This window comes from Morganella sp. GD04133, from assembly GCF_029835375.1.
Classification (GTDB): Bacteria; Pseudomonadota; Gammaproteobacteria; order Enterobacterales; family Enterobacteriaceae; genus Morganella; species Morganella morganii_B.
In genome coordinates this window covers 54231-72333 of sequence record NZ_JAODZS010000020.1, presented here as the reverse complement: position 1 = coordinate 72333, position 18103 = coordinate 54231, and the positions used below count along the sequence as shown (strand labels likewise).

At 52.4% G+C, this 18103-nt stretch carries 17 protein-coding genes; 5 read left to right on the top strand and 12 right to left on the bottom strand.

Annotated features, from left to right (window positions below; genetic code table 11):
- Positions 1 to 99: 99 nt before the first annotated feature.
- The 9 genes from bamA to rpsB form a co-directional block, all read right to left on the bottom strand.
- Positions 100 to 2496: an outer membrane protein assembly factor BamA gene (gene bamA / locus N7387_RS11540; protein ID WP_279799047.1), complete on the bottom strand. Its 2397-nt coding sequence runs from the start codon at positions 2494 to 2496 to the stop codon at positions 100 to 102.
- 42 nt (positions 2497 to 2538) lie between these two features.
- A complete protein-coding gene (gene rseP / locus N7387_RS11535) occupies positions 2539 to 3894 on the bottom strand; it encodes a sigma E protease regulator RseP (protein ID WP_262860741.1) in 1356 nt (451 codons plus the stop codon).
- A gap of 26 nt (positions 3895 to 3920) precedes the next feature.
- Complete coding sequence (gene cdsA, locus N7387_RS11530; protein WP_279799074.1) at positions 3921 to 4778, bottom strand: phosphatidate cytidylyltransferase; 858 nt, start codon at positions 4776 to 4778, stop codon at positions 3921 to 3923.
- Positions 4771 to 5544: a (2E,6E)-farnesyl-diphosphate-specific ditrans,polycis-undecaprenyl-diphosphate synthase gene (gene ispU / locus N7387_RS11525; protein WP_025153752.1), complete on the bottom strand. Its 774-nt coding sequence runs from the start codon at positions 5542 to 5544 to the stop codon at positions 4771 to 4773. Before ispU ends, cdsA begins: the two co-directional genes overlap by 8 nt.
- A gap of 205 nt (positions 5545 to 5749) precedes the next feature.
- On the bottom strand, positions 5750 to 6946 hold the full coding sequence (gene ispC, locus N7387_RS11520) for a 1-deoxy-D-xylulose-5-phosphate reductoisomerase (protein ID WP_279799044.1): 1197 nt from the start codon (positions 6944 to 6946) through the stop codon (positions 5750 to 5752).
- A gap of 155 nt (positions 6947 to 7101) precedes the next feature.
- A complete protein-coding gene (gene frr, locus N7387_RS11515; RefSeq protein ID WP_004242216.1) occupies positions 7102 to 7659 on the bottom strand; it encodes a ribosome recycling factor in 558 nt (185 codons plus the stop codon).
- Positions 7660 to 7777: 118 nt separating this feature from the next.
- Entirely contained in the window at positions 7778 to 8506 is a 729-nt protein-coding gene (gene pyrH / locus N7387_RS11510; RefSeq protein ID WP_015422460.1) for a UMP kinase, read from the bottom strand.
- Positions 8507 to 8626: 120 nt separating this feature from the next.
- Positions 8627 to 9478 carry a translation elongation factor Ts gene (gene tsf, locus N7387_RS11505; protein ID WP_025153754.1) on the bottom strand — a complete coding sequence of 284 codons (852 nt, stop codon included), beginning with the start codon at positions 9476 to 9478 and terminating at the stop codon, positions 8627 to 8629.
- Positions 9479 to 9618: 140 nt separating this feature from the next.
- The gene (gene rpsB / locus N7387_RS11500) at positions 9619 to 10338 is read right to left on the bottom strand and encodes a 30S ribosomal protein S2 (RefSeq protein WP_004242214.1); all 720 of its coding nucleotides are present in this window, start codon (positions 10336 to 10338) and stop codon (positions 9619 to 9621) included.
- Between the two features lie 361 nt (positions 10339 to 10699).
- Between rpsB and map the strand changes: the two genes are divergently transcribed.
- The 5 genes from map to N7387_RS11475 all read left to right on the top strand — a co-directional run bounded on the left by map (position 10700) and on the right by N7387_RS11475 (position 16386).
- A complete protein-coding gene (map, locus tag N7387_RS11495) occupies positions 10700 to 11497 on the top strand; it encodes a type I methionyl aminopeptidase (RefSeq protein ID WP_262883682.1) in 798 nt (265 codons plus the stop codon).
- 78 nt (positions 11498 to 11575) lie between these two features.
- Entirely contained in the window at positions 11576 to 12292 is a 717-nt protein-coding gene (locus tag N7387_RS11490; protein WP_279799037.1) for a hypothetical protein, read from the top strand.
- A gap of 84 nt (positions 12293 to 12376) precedes the next feature.
- The gene (gene glnD, locus N7387_RS11485) at positions 12377 to 15031 is read left to right on the top strand and encodes a bifunctional uridylyltransferase/uridylyl-removing protein GlnD (RefSeq protein WP_279799035.1); all 2655 of its coding nucleotides are present in this window, start codon (positions 12377 to 12379) and stop codon (positions 15029 to 15031) included.
- 37 nt (positions 15032 to 15068) lie between these two features.
- A complete protein-coding gene (gene dapD / locus N7387_RS11480; protein WP_004242209.1) occupies positions 15069 to 15893 on the top strand; it encodes a 2,3,4,5-tetrahydropyridine-2,6-dicarboxylate N-succinyltransferase in 825 nt (274 codons plus the stop codon).
- A 106-nt stretch (positions 15894 to 15999) separates the two neighbouring features.
- Positions 16000 to 16386: a DUF3461 family protein gene (locus N7387_RS11475; protein ID WP_004237217.1), complete on the top strand. Its 387-nt coding sequence runs from the start codon at positions 16000 to 16002 to the stop codon at positions 16384 to 16386.
- Positions 16387 to 16442: 56 nt separating this feature from the next.
- Here N7387_RS11475 and N7387_RS11470 read toward each other — a convergent pair whose 3' ends face one another.
- Genes N7387_RS11470 through N7387_RS11460 form a run of 3 tightly spaced genes read right to left on the bottom strand, consistent with a single transcriptional unit; the run spans position 16443 to position 18012 of the window.
- On the bottom strand, positions 16443 to 16892 hold the full coding sequence (locus tag N7387_RS11470; RefSeq protein WP_279799030.1) for a flavodoxin: 450 nt from the start codon (positions 16890 to 16892) through the stop codon (positions 16443 to 16445).
- Between the two features lie 41 nt (positions 16893 to 16933).
- Complete coding sequence (truC, locus tag N7387_RS11465) at positions 16934 to 17692, bottom strand: tRNA pseudouridine(65) synthase TruC (RefSeq protein ID WP_279799029.1); 759 nt, start codon at positions 17690 to 17692, stop codon at positions 16934 to 16936.
- Entirely contained in the window at positions 17689 to 18012 is a 324-nt protein-coding gene (locus N7387_RS11460; protein ID WP_262860748.1) for a YqcC family protein, read from the bottom strand. The genes truC and N7387_RS11460 overlap by 4 nt, the downstream gene beginning before the upstream one ends.
- Positions 18013 to 18103 lie beyond the last annotated feature (91 nt).

Here is an 18103-nt window from a genome sequence, read left to right as displayed (position 1 = left end):
TTAAACACCATTTACTGGTTGGATATTAAACCCAATGGTAAAGATTCCCTTTGCACACTGAGCGTACTGGTTATTACGTATGGTAACTCTGTACTGCAATTACCAGGTCTTACCGATATTAAACTGGAACTGTTCTGTCCGGTCACCCTGGTAGTCTTTGATTGGCTTCGCATACGAGAAGACCAATGGACCGAGCGGAGAAATCCACTGGAACGCGACACCGGTGGAAACACGGATGTTCCCTGCTTTACTGTAATCAGGAATACCATACTTCTGCATAAGCTCAGTATTGTCCCAATTGGTATCCCACACTGTACCGGCATCCACAAAGAGTGATGTGCGGACAGAATTCGTGTATTTTTCGTCGATAAACGGTGTCGGTGTAATCAGTTCCATACTGGCCACCGCCATTGCGTTACCCCCGATAGCATCACGGGACGGGCTGTCGCTGCGTAACTTATCGGATGCCCCGTCATAATAGACCGCTTTCGGACCGATGGTATTAGAACGGAAACCACGAACGGTACCGGAACCACCGGCATAGAAGTTCTCATAGAACGGCAGTTCTTTGCCGCCGAGACCATCACCGAAGCCTAAACGACCGCGTCCCATCACAACCCAGCTGCCGTTTTCGTCAATCGGGTAGTAACCGGTGGTATCGGCGATCAGTTTATAGTATTCGTTATCAGAACCCGGAACTGTGACTTTCGCACTCACGGTGGATTTCACACCGGAAGTCGGGAAATAACCACGGTCGAGGTTGTTATAAACCCAGGCAGTCGTCAGCGTGAAGTCATCGGCACGGAATTCTGCGCGATCTTTATAGTTCGGCTCTTCACCCATTGAGTGCAGATAACGCCACATATTAACCTGTGGTTCCATACGTGACAGGGTGTTATGCACATAACCCAGGCCTAAACGGAGAGAGTTGTTTTCGTTGATCGGGAAGCCGAGTGTTCCGTCCACACCATAGGTTTTGTTGGTGTAACCGGACAAGTCCGCATCATCGGCACGGAAGTCGTTGTAGAAAATACGGCCGCCGAGGCTCACACCATCAACCGTGAAGAACGGGTCAGTCAGTGACAGTTCAGCGTACGTTGAGTAGTCGTTCTTACTGGCGTTCGCACCAACCTGATAACCGGTACCTAACCAGTTATCCTGGGTGACACCTACCTGGAAGCTGACGCCGCTCTCAGTACCGAAGCCCACACCAAAGTTCAGGGAACCGGTGTTACGCTCTTTGACTTTATAAACGACATCGACCTGATCCGGCACACCCGGCACACGCTGGGTTTCCACCTCAACGGTTTCAAAGTAACCGGTACGGTTCAGACGCTCTTTACCGGCTTCAACCAGGTCATTACCTAACCATGCCCCTTCCATCTGACGCATTTCACGGCGCAGAACGGAGTCTTTACTCACGTCGTTACCGGCGAAACGGATCTGGCGGACATAGAAACGGTTACCGGCATCCACATTCACATGCAGAATCACGGTTTTATCAGCTTCATTAATTTCCGGCTGGGTCATGACGCGCGGATACGCATAGCCGTAACGACCGAGCATATTTTTGACATCATTCTCCATTTTGGTGACCTGAGCACCATTATAGAGTGAACCCGGTTCAATGGCGGTCAGCTCGGTGATTTCCGCGGAGTGACCGGCCGTTTCACCCGCAACCTGAACCCCGGCAATCTGATACTGATCGCCTTCGGTCACGTTGATGGTGATATAAATCCCTTTTTTGTCCGGCGTCAGGCTGACCTGAGTCGAATCAATATTGAATTTCGCGTAACCGCGATCCAGATAGAAGCTGCGCAGGGTTTCAAGGTCACCGGCCAGTTTCTGTTTCTGGTATTTCTGGTCAGCCGCCAGGTTCCACCACGGTACATCATCACGCAGCTGGAAACGGTTAACCAGTTCAGCGGTGGTAAATTGTGTGTTACCGACGATATTGATTTGCTGAATAGTCGCGGATACGCCTTCCGCAAAGACGAATTTCACGTCAATACGGTTGCGCGGCAGTGGCGTGACAACGGCTTTTACTGTTGCGTTGTACTTACCGACACTGTGATAGAAATCTTCCAGCCCCTTTTCAATGTTTGACAGCATCGTCCGGTCAAGGGCTTCCCCGACGCGGATACGGGATGCTTCGAGGTTCTGTTTGAGCATGTCGTCCTTCACGGATTTGTTACCCGAGAAGGTGATATTTGCAATGGTCGGACGTTCCTTCACCTGAACCAGCAGTACATTACCTTCACGCAGGACGCGGACATCTTCAAAGTTACCTGTCGCGAACAGTGCGCGAATGGTACGCCCGATATCCTCATCACTGGCCGTGTCGCCGACACGGACAGGCATGTTCAGTAATGCAGCACCAACGGCGACGCGCTGAAGACCTTCAAACTGAATGTCCTGAACCACGAATCCGTCTGAACCGTATGCAGTGAAGCTGCCAAGCAGCAGCGACGCTATGAGCAACTTTTTCATCGCCATCGTTGTTATGCGTTTTCCTTACCGGTCCCGGTCTTCTTTAATCTAGAAGCGGGAGAAATCATTGAAAAGTGCAAGCCCCATCAACAGTACCAGTGCCATTACACCAATACGATAACTGAAGTCTTGTACACGCTCAGACACCGGCCCGCCTTTTATCTTCTCGATAAGCAGGAATAACAGGTGTCCACCATCTAAAACTGGCAGCGGGAACAGATTTATGATCCCTAAATTGACGCTGATGAGCGCCAGAAACATCAGATAATACACTAAGCCGGAATCGGCGGAAATACCGGCACCTTTCGCAATCGATACCGGACCGCTGAGATTATTCAGTTTTACATCACCGGTCACCAGCTTACCGATCATCTTCACCGTCAGATTCATTAACTGCCAGGTTTTCCCGGTCGCCTCGGCAACTGCTTCCACCGGCCCGTACTGATGTTCCGTAATATACTGCGGGTCGAGCGGAATAACCTTTAATTCGACACCGGCAAAACCAATTTGTTTACTGCCGCCGCTGTTTTTTATCTCCGGTGTGAGAGGCACATTAATATGCTCTCCGCCCCGCTCAATCAGTAAATCGAGCGTTTTACCGGGACTATTACGTACAAAGAGCGTAAATGGCTGCCAAACCGAAAGCGGCTCCCCGCTTACTTTAACGATCCTGTCCCCCGGTTGTAAACCGGCTTTTTCAGCAGGCCCCCCGGGGGTCAGTGCATTAATCTCATTGCTGACCGTTGCGGACACCGGCATGATCCCCAGAGACAGAACCGCGTCCTGTTTTTCCGGGTCAAATTTCCAGCGGGTAAGATCCAGACGCTTTTCTGCCGGTGCGGACCCCGGTTCCGGAATCACATTCAGAACGGTAAAATCATCCCCGATTTTACTGATCATCGCCATCCGCACACTATTCCAGTCAGGCGTTTCGATACCGTCAACTGCATTTAGTTCCATTCCGGGCAAAATATTTGCCTGTTCTGCGACCGATCCCGCGCGGATATCCGCCACCACCGGACGAACGGCCGGCACACCGATCATAAACACAATCCAGTACGCCACGATAGCTAACAAAAAGTTAGCGATCGGCCCGGCACTGACCACCGCTGCCCGCTGACCGACGGTTTTGTTATTGAACGCCTGATGACGGCGCTCCGGCGCCACCGGTGCCACACGCTCATCCAGCATTTTGACATAGCCGCCGAGCGGGATCATGGCGATGACAAATTCGGTTCCGTGTTTGTCTGTGCGCCGCCAGAGTGCTTTACCGAAACCGACGGAGAATCGTTCGACAAAAATACCGCAGCGCCGGGCCACCCAAAAGTGCCCGAATTCATGTACGGTAACCAAAATCCCCAGTGCGATAATAAAAGCGGCTGAGTTCCAGAGAAAAGTCATCATGCGTTTTCTGTCTGCTCCCGGTGTGCTTAAAAGCCGGAGAATACTAACAGGATCAGACCGGCAAATACCGGCACTGCTGCGGTCAGGCTGTCAATGCGATCCATCACACCGCCATGTCCCGGGATCAGCTGACTGCTGTCCTTCACACCTGACTGGCGTTTAAACATGCTTTCGGTCAGATCACCGAACACGGAAATCAGAACCACAATCACTGACACAATAATCAGATTTTCCGGCAGTGTCTGTAACGGCGAATAGTGGCTGAACAGCCAGGACACCAGACCGGCGGTAATCAGGCCACCGGCAAGACCTTCCAGGGTTTTGCCCGGCGAGACACGCGGTGCCATTTTGTGTTTGCCCAGCAGGCGGCCGAAGGCATACGCCCCGGAATCTGCCGCCCAGACCAGCAGCATGACATACAGCAGCCACCAGGCACCCTGATACACATCACCGGCCGCATATCCCTGGTTGCGCAGTACCATCATGCCGCTGTAAAACGGAACAATGGTCACCACACCGAAGATCAGGCGGATAATCACAGAATCTTTCCACAACGCAGCGGATTTCGGAAAACTGATCACCAGCAGCACCGCGCAGACCCACCAGACTAGCGCGGCCCACAGGCTGACCTGCACTGTCGTATCCGCCATCAGATTACTCATATCCAGTGTCAGCTGCCACGCAGTCAGACCGGCGGCAAACAGCACACCGGTAACAATACGTTGTCCGCTACCTTTCAGACCGGCAAACTGCGCCCATTCCCAGCCGGCCAGACCACATACAGCAATCACCACCCAGCCGAAATGCTGTGGCGCGAGCATAAACATCGCCAGCAGGACCAGCGGAATTAAAATAATGGCAGTAATTAGACGGTACTTAAGCAACATTTCCTCCCGGAGCCTGCTCAGACTGATCATCAGGTGTGGTTCCGCCGAAACGGCGCTCACGCTGTGTAAAAGAGGTTACCGCATCGCTGAATGCGTTTTCATCAAAGTCAGGCCACAGCACTTCTGTAAAATAAAATTCGGCATACGCAACCTGCCAGAGCAGGAAGTTGCTGATACGATGCTCACCACCGGTCCGGATCACGAGATCAATCGGCGGCTGGTCATGAAGTGAGATATGACGGCTGATATCCTGTTCGCTGACATCCTCAGCGGACAGCTCCCCGCGCTGCACCTGTGCTATCACCTGTTTCACACTGTGGGTGATATCCCAGCGCCCGCCGTAGTTGGCGGCGATATTCAGCTGTAAACCGGTATTATTGGCGGTCAACACCTGACCGCGGCGGATGCGCTCCTGCAGACGCGGACTGAACCGGCTGATATCACCGATAACGGATAATCTGACATTGTGTTTGTGCAGGCTTTTAACTTCGTTATCCAGCGCAAAGACAAACAACTCCATCAGTGAGTGAACTTCCTGTTCAGGACGGTTCCAGTTCTCACTGCTGAAGGCATAAAGTGTCAGGGATTGTATCTGGTTTTTGATGGCAAAACTGACCGAGCTGCGGACCGATTTGATCCCTGCGCGATGGCCGGAAACCCGCAATTTTCCGCGTTTTTTTGCCCAGCGGCCGTTGCCGTCCATAATAATGGCGACATGCTGAGGTCCCGGCTTTTCTGAGGCATTTTCACTGGATACTGTCACGCAAGTTAATCCTTTGAGGTATCGGTTAATACATGGCGTCAGACACAAAAACACCGTGCAGGTTCACGGTGTTGTCTCTGTTTGTCAGTGATAGCGTCATGGTGTCATTAACCGGTCATTAAAAATCTGATTTACAGAAATCGCAACGCTGAACTATATCACTTGCGCTATTCACCGACAAACGCAACCCGTTAATATAAATTAATTACTTCGCGATTTTTCCGATTGATTTGCGGGTCAGTTCCCGCGCCTGTTTATCAATAATAAGGACATCATCAATTGACTGAGGTTCCGTAAACCGGTGATTTTCCACTACCATACGGTTTATTTGCGCGATATCTGTGAAACGGATTCTGTTTTGTAAAAATGCCTGCACGGTTTCTTCATTCGCGGCATTCATTGCCGTGGTTGCCGCCTGCCCGTCATCACAGGCGTCGATCGCCAGTTTCAGGCACGGATAACGGTTATAATCCGGCTCAGTGAATGTCAGGCCGCCCATGCGGGTGAAATCAAGACGTTCAGCCCCGGCGGTGATACGCTCCGGATAACTCATGGAGTAACTGATCGGGGTACGCATATCCGGGGTGCCCAGCTGCGCGATAATGCTGCCGTCAGTATAGCGGACCATGGAGTGGATCACCGACTGCGGATGCACAACCACTTCCATTTGTTTCGCTGATGCATTAAAGAAATAACGCGCCTCAATATATTCAAGACCTTTATTCATCATCGTGGCGGAATCCACGGAAATTTTACGTCCCATTGACCAGTTCGGGTGTGCGCAGGCCTGATCCGGGGTCATATTAGCCAGTTCAGATAAGGTGGTTTCGCGGAACGGGCCGCCGGAGCCGGTCAGGATAATGGAATCAATACCGGCGGCAGTCAGGTCAGCATGCCCGAGCGATAACTGTACGCCGGTTGGCAGGGACTGGAAAATCGCGTTGTGTTCGCTGTCGATAGGAAACAGTTCAGCGCGGCTGGTGCTCATGGCGGCAAAAAACAGACGCCCGCTGGTGATCAGCGCTTCTTTGTTTGCCAGCAGAATACGCTTGTCCGCACGGATAGCCGCGAGGGTCGGCAGCAGCCCGGCCACACCGGTAATGGCAGCCATGACCTGATCCACTTCATCAAGCTGAACCACTTCACAGATAGCGGCACTGCCGCTGAGCACTTCGGTTGCACTGCCGTGGAGTTTCAGCTGAATGCGCAATTCACCGGCAGCCACTTCGTCGGATAACACCGCATAGCGGGGTTTAAATTCCAGACACTGTTCAAACATCGTCTGAACATTTTTCCCGGCAGCCAGAACCACCGCACGGAACAGATCCGGATGCTGACGAATAACCGAGAGTGTGTTTTTACCGATAGATCCCGTGGATCCGAGAATGGCCAAACCTTTCATGATAAATACTCAATGTGACTTTATCGTTATTTCGAATCGCAAAAGTATAGCACTTTGGTCAACGGAGGGTGAGAAGTCATTTCCGCAACTGATAAGTAAAAAAATAGTGCCGTCAGGCACTATTTCTGTATGTTCTGTTCAGCACCGCATCCGGATCAGAATTCCATCAGCTCTTTTTCTTTTGCTGCCAGTGCATCATCGATTTTTTTGATAAACAGATCAGTCATTTTCTGAACGTCGTCCTGGGAACGGCGATCATCATCTTCACTGATTTCTTTGTCTTTCAGCAGTGCTTTGACTTTATCGTTCGCATCACGGCGGACGTTACGCACAGCAATACGACCCTGCTCAGCGTCACCGCGGACGACTTTGATCAGGTCTTTACGACGTTCTTCAGTCAGTGCAGGAAGCGGAACACGGATAACCGTACCGGCAGATGACGGGTTTAAACCGAGGTCAGAGGCCATAATCGCTTTCTCGATAGCCGGTGACATGGAACGGTCAAACACAGTGATAGCCAGGGTGCGTGAATCTTCTGCAACCACGTTAGCTAACTGACGCAGCGGAGTCGGTGTACCGTAATATTCAACCACGATACCGTCCAGCAGGCTCGGGGAAGCACGGCCGGTGCGCACTTTACTGATTTGGGATTTCAGCGACTCGACGCATTTTTCCATGCGTTCCTGCGCGTCTTTCTGGATTTCATTAATCACGTTATGAGTCCTTGGAAACGGGTAATTTTTCAGACCGTGCCTGTCGCGCGGCCCGCAGTATAATTTTGGCGAATCGATTTATAAATGATACCGTCAAATTCCGCCGGTGTCCCGGCGTTTAGTCACGCGAAATCAAGGTACCTTCGTTCTCGCCCATCACAACACGGCGTAATGCGCCGGGTTTGTTCATGTTGAAAACACGGATTGGCAGGTTATGGTCACGGGCCAGGGTAAAGGCCGCCAGATCCATTACTTTCAGTTCGCGTTCCAGCACATCCTGATAGTTGAGTTTTTCATACAGCACCGCATCCGGGTCTTTGGCCGGATCGGCTGAGTAAACACCATCCACTTTTGTGGCTTTCAGCACCACATCCGCTTCAATTTCGATCCCGCGCAGACAGGCCGCAGAATCTGTGGTAAAGAATGGGTTGCCTGTTCCGGCAGAAAAAATAACCACACGACCGTGACGTAAAAGACTGATTGCCTCAGCCCAGCTGTAATTGTCACAAACGCCGTTGAGCGGAATCGCAGACATCAGCCGCGCATTCACATAAGCGCGATGAAGTGCATCACGCATTGCCAGACCGTTCATCACGGTTGCCAGCATACCCATATGGTCACCGACAACGCGGTTCATACCGGCTTCGGCCAGGCCTGCGCCGCGAAACAGATTGCCCCCGCCAATAACGACACCGACCTGAATCTGCAGTTCAACCAGTTCCTTAATTTCCTGCGCCATACGGTCAAGTACAGTCGCATCAATTCCGAAACCTTCATTCCCTTGTAAAGCCTCGCCACTGAGCTTCAGCAGAATACGTTGATAAACAGGTTTTGCATTGGTAGCCATGGTGTTCTGTCCTAAACAGATGAATTTATTGCCAGAGATACCCGGACGGATGCCCGGATGATAAACAGGGGTACGACAGATAAAACAGAACCGCCTTCCGGCGGCTCTGATATGCAATGATTATTTGCTCATTGCCGCGACTTCTGCAGCGAAGTCAGCTTCAGCTTTCTCGATACCTTCACCCACTTCGAAACGGATGAATGCAGTCACGTCTGCTTTGTTTTCTTTCAGCAGGTCGCCGACAGATTTGCTTGGTTCCATAACGAACGGCTGACCGGTCAGAGAGATTTCGCCGGTGAATTTGTTCATACGGCCGATAACCATTTTCTCTGCGATTTCCTGAGGTTTACCGGACTGCATTGCGATATCCAGCTGGATTTGTTTCTCGTGAGCAACAACATCAGCAGGAACATCTTCAGGTTTGGTATATTCAGGTTTGCTTGCCGCAACGTGCATAGCAATGTGTTTAACCAGTTCTTCGTTTGCGCCGGTTGCAGCAACCAGAACACCGATACGTGCGCCGTGCATATAAGAACCAACGATGTCGCCTTCTAAGATAGCAGCGCGACGGAAGCTGATGTTTTCACCGATTTTAGCAACCAGTGCAACACGCTGTTCTTCGAATTTCGCAACGATAGCTTCTGCATCAGCCGTTTTCTCAGCCATAACGAAATTCAGGATGTCCTGTGCGAATGCCAGGAAACCGGTATCTTTTGCAACGAAGTCTGTTTCACAGTTAACTTCGATCAGTGCGCCGAATTTAGCATCTGCGCTGACTGCAGATAAGATAACGCCTTCAGCAGCAACGCGGCCTGCTTTTTTCGCTGCTTTTGCCTGGCCGGATTTACGCATGTTATCGATAGCTAATTCGATATCACCGTTTGCTTCAACCAGTGCTTTTTTACATTCCATCATACCTGCGCCAGTACGTTCACGCAGTTCTTTTACCAGTGCAGCGGTAATTCCAGACATGTTATTTCCTCGATGAGCCTGCAGAAACTGTTTCTGCGGGGAGTTGTTCGTATATCAGATGCGTATAGGGAGCCATGACGGCTCCCTAACCATTTGCAGCAATACCTGGTTAATAAGAGCGCTCAGAGAGCGGACTCAGATTATTCAGCGGCTAATTCTTCAGCCTGAACAGCCAGATCCTGTGAACGGCCTTCGCGGACAGACGTCGCGACTGCGCCCAGGTACAGCTTGATTGCACGGATTGCATCGTCGTTACCAGGGATGATGAAATCAACACCGTCCGGATCAGAGTTAGTATCAACGATAGCAAATACAGGGATACCCAGGTTGTTTGCTTCTTTGATTGCAATGTGCTCGTGCTCAGCATCGATAACAAACAGAGCGTCAGGTAAACCGCCCATGTCTTTGATACCGCCCAGGCTATTTTCTAACTTACCAAGTTCACGGGTACGCATCAGCGCTTCTTTCTTGGTCAGTTTGTCAAAAGTACCGTCCTGAGACTGTGCTTCCAAATCTTTCAGGCGTTTGATTGACTGACGGACTGTTTTCCAGTTAGTCAGCATACCGCCTAACCAGCGGTGGTTCACGAAGAACTGGTCACAGCTGATTGCAGCTTCCTGTACCGCTTCGCTTGCAGCACGCTTAGTACCTACGAACAGGATTTTACCTTTGCGTGAAGCGATTTTGTTCAGTTCAGCTAATGCATCGTTGAACATCGGAACAGTTTTTTCCAGGTTGATGATATGCACTTTGTTACGGGCACCAAAGATGAATGGTTTCATTTTCGGGTTCCAGTAACGAGTCTGGTGACCGAAGTGAACGCCCGCCTGGAGCATATCGCGCATGGAAACAGTAGCCATTTTAAACCTCTGTAAATAATAAGTTGGGGTTATGCCTCCACGAATCCCATGCTGCCGACTCCCTGTCAGCGTTAAGCTTCGGAGCACCCCGGCGCACGTGCCGATTCGTGTGTGTTATAACAGTTGAGTTAATTTAAGTTTCCGGCAACCGGGCAAAATACACGGAATGCCGGCGCGCTTTATACCATAAAAGCCGCAGTGATACCACATTTTCTTCAGTTTTCATGCCGGCGGTTATCCGTTGTCTGCCGGGTTTCCGCGCAATGATTGGCATCCTTTTCTCCGGCTGATAACATACTGCGTCTCAGTACCAGTTTCCTAAGTAAAGTAACGGGCATTCCCGGTTCGGATATCAATAATTATGGCAATTACAATCAAAACAGAAGACGACATCGCGAAGATGCGTGTCGCCGGTCGTCTTGCGGCTGAAGTGCTCGAAATTATCGCCCCGCATGTTGTGCCGGGTGTCAGTACCGGTGAACTCGACCGCATCTGTCACGAGCATATTACGGTAAAACAGCAGGCCATTTCCGCCTGTCTCGGTTACCACGGCTTTCCGAAATCTGTCTGTATCTCCGTCAATGATGTGGTCTGCCACGGCATTCCGAGCGAAGATAAAATCTTAAAAAACGGTGATATTGTGAACATCGATGTCACTGTTATCAAAGACGGGTTCCACGGCGACACCTCCGCCATGTTTATCGCCGGAAAACCGACGATTCAGGGTGAGCGTCTGTGCCGCGTGACACAGGAGAGCCTCTATCTGGCACTGCGTATGGTCAAACCGGGCATCCGCCTGCGGACTATCGGCGCGGCTATTCAGAAATTCGCGGAAGGCCATGATTACTCTGTCGTGCGCGATTACTGCGGTCACGGTATCGGCGAAGGTTTCCACGAGGAGCCGCAGGTGCTGCATTATGACGGTGATGACGGCGGCGTGGTGCTGAAAAAAGGCATGGCATTTACCATCGAACCGATGCTGAACACCGGTGATTACCGCATCCGTACCATGAAAGACGGCTGGACTGTCAAAACCAAAGATCGCGGTTTATCCGCACAATATGAACACACGCTGGTTGTCACCGATGACGGCTGTGAAATCATGACCCTGCGTAAAGATGAGGAAGGTGTGCTTTCCCGTATTCTCGTTGCGCAGTAACCGCTCTGTATTCATGTCCGGCGCACATGCCGGGCATGATACCTCCCCGCCGTCAGGACGCTGAGGAATAAAACCTGCATGACGACTTCCCCCCGGAAATCCGCCTGTATCATTATTGGTATTGCCACACTGATCCTGCTTGTCATGCTGGTGCCGTTTTATTTCCTGACCAAATCGTTCGGCTGGTGGCAAAAAGAGTTTGTTGCGCGCGGGTATGCTGTCGGTGTGCAGATCCACCAGAATATTTACGAACTGAATCTGTTTGATCTGGCCTTTACCAAACCAATGTTTGATCATCAGTCAGTATATGTCCCGGCAAGCAGACTGGGCTCCTATTTCACGCTGATTGCATTGTCACAACAGTCGTTTCCGACACGGAAAAATATCCTGCTGCCGACAGAAAATCCCTATTTCAACGGCCGGATCAGCATCACTGCCCTGAATATTGATACCACTGCGCTGGCAACCGAGAGCAGGCAGTACCTGAATGCCGGGGAGAGCTACCGTATCACCCGTCTGACCGCCTCACCGGATCGCGTGCTGTTCAGTTTCAGTACCGATGATAACGCGCCGGACATCCTGCAATCCTCCCCGTACCTGAAGGATATCGTCAATCAGGGCATGTGCCGCACAGACGGACAGAGCAGCGGCTGCGGGATCGCCGAAGATACCTATATTAACCTCAGTGATGTCCTGCATAACTACTTCCGCAGCTGCCTGGTTTACCGGGTGGATGATGAAAACAAACGCATTATTCTGCAGTTTATCCCGATGCCCGGCCCGGTGCTGATATAACCCCGGCGGACCGGCAAAAAACTGGTTATTTCCCCGCTGACGCAGTAACCTTGCAGCAGAACGCCTCTGCCACAAGGATCCCGTATGGACAACGCCCGGAATACCGCATCAGCCCTGAAACCCGCCTCGCCGTTATCCTTTACTGATGATGATTTGCAGCTGCCGGTGCTGCGCGAACACCTGGAACATTACCGCCGCTGGCAGGCGGAGGCTTTCCGCGAAGGCCAGCCGGTTCATACCCTGCTGCTGACCCGCAGTGATTATATCGATCAGCTGCTGATCCGCCTGTGGCAGTTTTTCCGTTTTGATGAGGTGGCGGATTTCGCCCTGGTGGCAGTCGGCGGTTACGGTCGCCGGGAACTGCACCCGCTGTCGGATATCGATATCCTGCTGCTGAGCAGAGCCCCGCTGCCGGCAGTACTTACGCCGAAAATCGGTGAGTTTATTGCGGTACTGTGGGATCTGAAACTGACGGTCGGCCACAGTGTCCGCACCCTCGATGAGTGTCTCCGCGAAGGGCTCGGCGACCTGACTGTCGCCACCAACCTGATTGAATCGCGCCTTATCTGCGGCACTCTGCCGCTGTTCCTGCAGTTACAGCGGCAGATATTTAATGACAGCTTCTGGCCGTCACCGCGCTTTTTTGCCGCCAAACTGGCAGAGCAGAAAGAGCGCCACGCCCGCTATCACAGCACCAGTTATAACCTGGAGCCGGATATCAAAAGCAGTCCGGGCGGACTGCGTGATATCCACACCCTGCTCTGGGTGGCCCGCCGTCATTTCGGCGCGACATCGCTGTATGAAATGGCCGGTTCCGGATTCCTGACCGATGCCGAGCGGGAAGAGCTGAATGAGTGTCTGGATATGCTCTGGCGCATCCGCTTTGCCCTGCATCTGTCACTCAGCCGCTACGACAACCGCCTGCTGTTTGACCGCCAGCTCAGTGTGGCGGAGCAACTGGGGTATGACGGCGAACACAATCAGCCGGTCGAGCGGATGATGAAAGCCTATTACCGCGTCACCCGCCGCGTGTCCGAACTCAATGAGATGCTGCTGCAATTGTTCGACGAAGCGATTCTGCACGCCAGGCACCACGATACCCCCAAACCACTTGATAAGGATTTTCAGCTGTACGGCCACCGTATCGGGCTTATCCGTGATTCGCTGTTCAGTGAGGATCCCGCTGCCATTATGCGGATGTTTTACCGCATGGCCTGCGATGACACCATCACCGGCATTCATTCCGGCACACTGCGTCAGCTGCGCCATGCCCGGCGCCACCTCAGTCGCCCGCTGATGGAGTATCCGGAGGCCAGAGAACTGTTTATCGCGATCCTGCGCCATCCGCGTGGTGTGAGTGCCGCGTTTGTTCCGATGCACCGCCACGGCGTGCTGGGTGCCTATATGCCGCTGTGGGGCAATATTGTCGGGCAGATGCAGTTCGATCTGTTCCATGCCTATACCGTGGATGAACACACACTGCGGGTGCTGGGAAAAATCGATACTTTCAGGCTGGAATCTGAGCGGGTGAATCATCCGGTGTGTGTGGATGTCTGGCCGAAACTGCCGCAGCCGGAACTGCTGCGCCTCGCGGCTCTGTTCCACGATATCGCCAAGGGCAGACAGGGCGATCATGCCGTTCTTGGTGCGGCAGATGCACGGGAATTCTGTGAATATCACGGCCTGAATGAAGCAGATACCGATCTGGTCAGCTGGCTGGTGGAAAAACACCTGCTGATGTCGGTGACCGCACAGCGCCGGGATATTCAGGATCCGGAAGTGATCCGTACCTTTGCCGCTGAGGTACAGAGTACAGAGCGGCTCCGTTACCTCATCTGCCTGACCGTTGCCGATATATGGGCGACCAATGCCTCACTCTGGAACGGCTGGCGGCGCAGCCTGCTGCGCGAGCTGTTTATCAGCACCGAGAACCAGTTATTACGCGGAGTGCATAACAAACCGAATCTGCGCCAGCGGATCCGCCACCACCGCGATCGTGCGCTGGCGCTGCTGCGTCAGGACGGTGCCGATGAGCAAAAACTGAACCGGTTCTGGTCGCGCTGTCATGCGGATTATTTTCTGCGCCATACCCCGGAGCAGCTTGCCTGGCACGCCGGGGCGCTGCTGAAAAATGATATGGCATCACCGCTGATCCTGATCAGTAACCAGCGCAGCCACGGTGGCAGTGAGATTTTTATCTGGTGCAATGACCGTCCGTCCCTGTTTGCTTCGGTGGTCAGCGAGCTGGATCGCCGCAATCTCAGTGTTCAGAATGCCCAGATTTTTACCAACCGCGACAATATGGCAATGGATTCCTTTGTGGTGCTGGAGCCGGACGGCAAGCCGCTCGCCGCCGATCGCCATGACACCATCCGCAAAACACTGGCGCGTGCGGTCACCACAGACTATGTGCCGAACCACCGCACCCGGACCGCGCCCGCCAAACTGCGCCATTTTGATGTGCCGACGCGGGTGAAGTTTATTCACAATAAACGCGGCCTGCGCAGCTACATGGAATTGTATGCGCTGGATAAACCCGGACTGCTGGCACAGGTCGGTCAGATTTTTGCCGGACTGGATCTTCAGCTGCACGGCGCGCGTATCACCACAACCGGCGAAAAAGTCGAGGATATTTTTATTCTGACGGATAAGGATAATAAAGCGCTGGATAAAAATATTCAGGAAGAACTGACTGAGCGGTTGACAAAAGCCCTCAATTCAAAGGATAAAACAGAGTAAATTCATCAAAGCACCAGATAAAAGGAAACGAACACCGATGCAGCAATTACAGGCCATTATTGAATCCGCCTTTGAAGATCGCGCCGCTGTGACACCGGCAACTGCCACCCCGGCACTGCGTGACGCAGTTAATCAGGTGATTGAGTTACTGGACAGCGGAAAACTGCGGGTCGCTGAAAAAATCGGCGGCACCTGGGTGACACATCAGTGGCTGAAAAAAGCAGTGCTGCTCTCTTTCCGCATCAGTGACAATCAGGTGATGGACGGGGCGGAATCCCGCTACTTTGATAAAGTCCCGATGAAATTCGCGGATTACGACCAGGCGCGTTTTGAGCGCGAAGGGTTCCGTGTGGTACCGCCTGCGGCAGCCCGCCGTGGTGCGTTTATCGCCCGCAATACCGTGCTGATGCCGTCTTACGTCAATATCGGTGCCTATGTGGATGAAGGCACAATGGTGGATACCTGGGCGACTGTCGGCTCCTGTGCGCAGATCGGTAAAAACGTGCATCTCTCCGGCGGTGTCGGTATCGGCGGGGTATTAGAGCCGTTACAGGCCAATCCGACCATTATCGAGGATAACTGCTTTATCGGCGCGCGTTCCGAAGTGGTGGAAGGGGTGATTGTGGAAACCGGCTCGGTGATTTCCATGGGCGTGTATATCGGCCAGAGCACCAAAATTTATGATCGCGAAACCGGCGAAATCCATTACGGCCGTGTCCCGGCGGGCTCTGTGGTGGTCTCCGGTAATCTGCCGTCAAAAGATGGTCGTTACAGCCTCTATTGTGCGGTGATTGTCAAAAAAGTGGATGAAAAAACGCGCGGCAAGGTCGGAATTAATGAATTGTTACGCACCATAGACTAATCTCAGAAATAGCGGATAATAACTCCGCTATTTTTTTATCCGTGCATCTTATCTTCCGCCTTTTACGGCGGAAACAGGACAGAATAACAATCAATAGGTGGCGCACATGTACGACAATTTAAAAAGTCTGGGAATTACGCATCCTGAAGATATTGATCGCTATACGCTTCGCCAGGAAGCGAACAATGACATTCTGAAAATCTATTTCCGCAAGGATAAAGGTGAGTTTTTTGCCAAGAGCGTGAAGTTTAAGTACCCGCGTCAGCGCAAGACTATCCAGGATGCACAGGGTTTCAAAGAGATTAATGAGATCAACAGCAACCTGCGTTATGTCATTGAAGAGCTGGATACCATCTGCCAGCAGACCGAAAGCGCAATGCCGGAAATCGACCTGAAACGTAAGATCCTCGACGATCTCCGCCATCTGGAGCATGTGGTGTCCAATAAGATCGCCGAAATTGAAAGCGATCTGGAAAAACTGACCCGCAAGTAACCGGATGAAACAGTGCCGCAGTGCTGCAAAGCCGCTGCGGCATTAATTTTCCGTGATCAGCTGACCAGTGCCGCCCAGGTTTTCAGCCACGGCTGCGCAAACTCTTCCGGTGCAGCAACGTCTGCGCCGTCAATCACCAGCATCTCGCCGATACGCTGCGCATGCTGTTCCTGCAGTAACTCATTGAACTGACGACCGCCGCCGGCGAAATTATCATAACTGCTGTCACCCAGCGCAATAATACCGTAACGCAGTGACGGCTGGTAACCGATGTCATCCCGCAGACCGGCAAACAGTTCGCGGATATTATCCGGCAAATCGCCCTGCCCGGTGGTAGAGGTGATCACCAGCGCCACATCCGTGAGATAATCTTTCCACTGCGACAGTTCCGGTTCATCAAATAACACCACTTCATGACCGGCCTGCTCCAGAATGGTCTTTGCCTCTTCCCCCACAGCCAGCGAGTTGCCGTAAACTGTGCCGATAAAAATACCGATACGTGCCATTATCCGTCCTTTTTCATCAGTAAAATCAAATTATTAATAAATCAGGGTAATGTCCAGCCAAGCTGTTCCGCCACCCGCTGCCAGGTTTCATCAAAACCGGCATGCAATACCAGCGGCTCTCCGCTGACCGGATGTGTCAGCGCCAGTTCCGACGCGTGCAGCATCAGCCTGCGGCTGCCGAAATGTTCTGTAAAGCCCCGGTTCTGACGCAGATCGCCGTGTGCGGTATCACCGATAATCGGATGCCGCAGATGCTGCATATGGCGGCGCAGCTGGTGTTTACGTCCGGTTTCCGGTTTCAGTTCTGTCAGGGTAAAACGGGAGGTGGGATAGCGCCCGATAGCCACCGGACATTCCACTTTCGCCAGCGGGCGGTAGTGTGTCACCGCCGGTTGCGCCGGTTTTTCCGCCGCAAATTTATCAGCAATTTTATCCAGCTCCTCCACCAGCGGGTAATCCAGCGTCGCCGTTTCTTCTATCCAGCCGCGCACCACCGCATGATAGGTTTTCTGCATTTCATGCCGTTCAAGCTGTTGTGACAGCAGCCGCGCCACCTCTGATGACAGCCCCATCAGCAGCACGCCGGAAGTCGGTCTGTCGAGACGGTGAACCGGAAAAACATGCTGACCTATCTGGTCGCGCAGTGTCTGCATCACAAACACCGTTTCATGACGGTCAAGCCAGCTGCGGTGTACCAGCCATCCGGCGGGTTTATTCACCGCGACGATATGTTCATCCTGATAACAGATTTCCAGTAATGGTTTTTCCGGTAATGGCGAGTCCTGCAATGATCGTGTCACGCGAAAAGCCCGTCCAGTGCCCGTAAATGGTTAAGCAGCACCAGATAGCGTGCGGCCTGGTCATCTCCCCGGTAATGTTCTTCAAAATACGGGGCTATCTGAAAGGCGGACGGCAGTGCCGCGCCCTGCTCAATCATGGCATACAGACGCGGGATAAGGATCCACTGTAACCATTCGTGGGCATTCATGGTATCCACCGCAAACGGCAGTTCACTCTCAAATGCATCTGCTGCCGGAGGCTGCCCCTGCCACAGATCGACGGCACGCATCTCGTTCTCGATGTCCGTCAGGATCGCAGTAATCTGCTGATGTTTTGTCATAACTGAAACCTGTTTACGCTGTAAAATTCATTTTCCGCAGCCAATGCCGCTGATATCTGTAGCGTAACATTGAGGTCAGATAAGTAAAAAT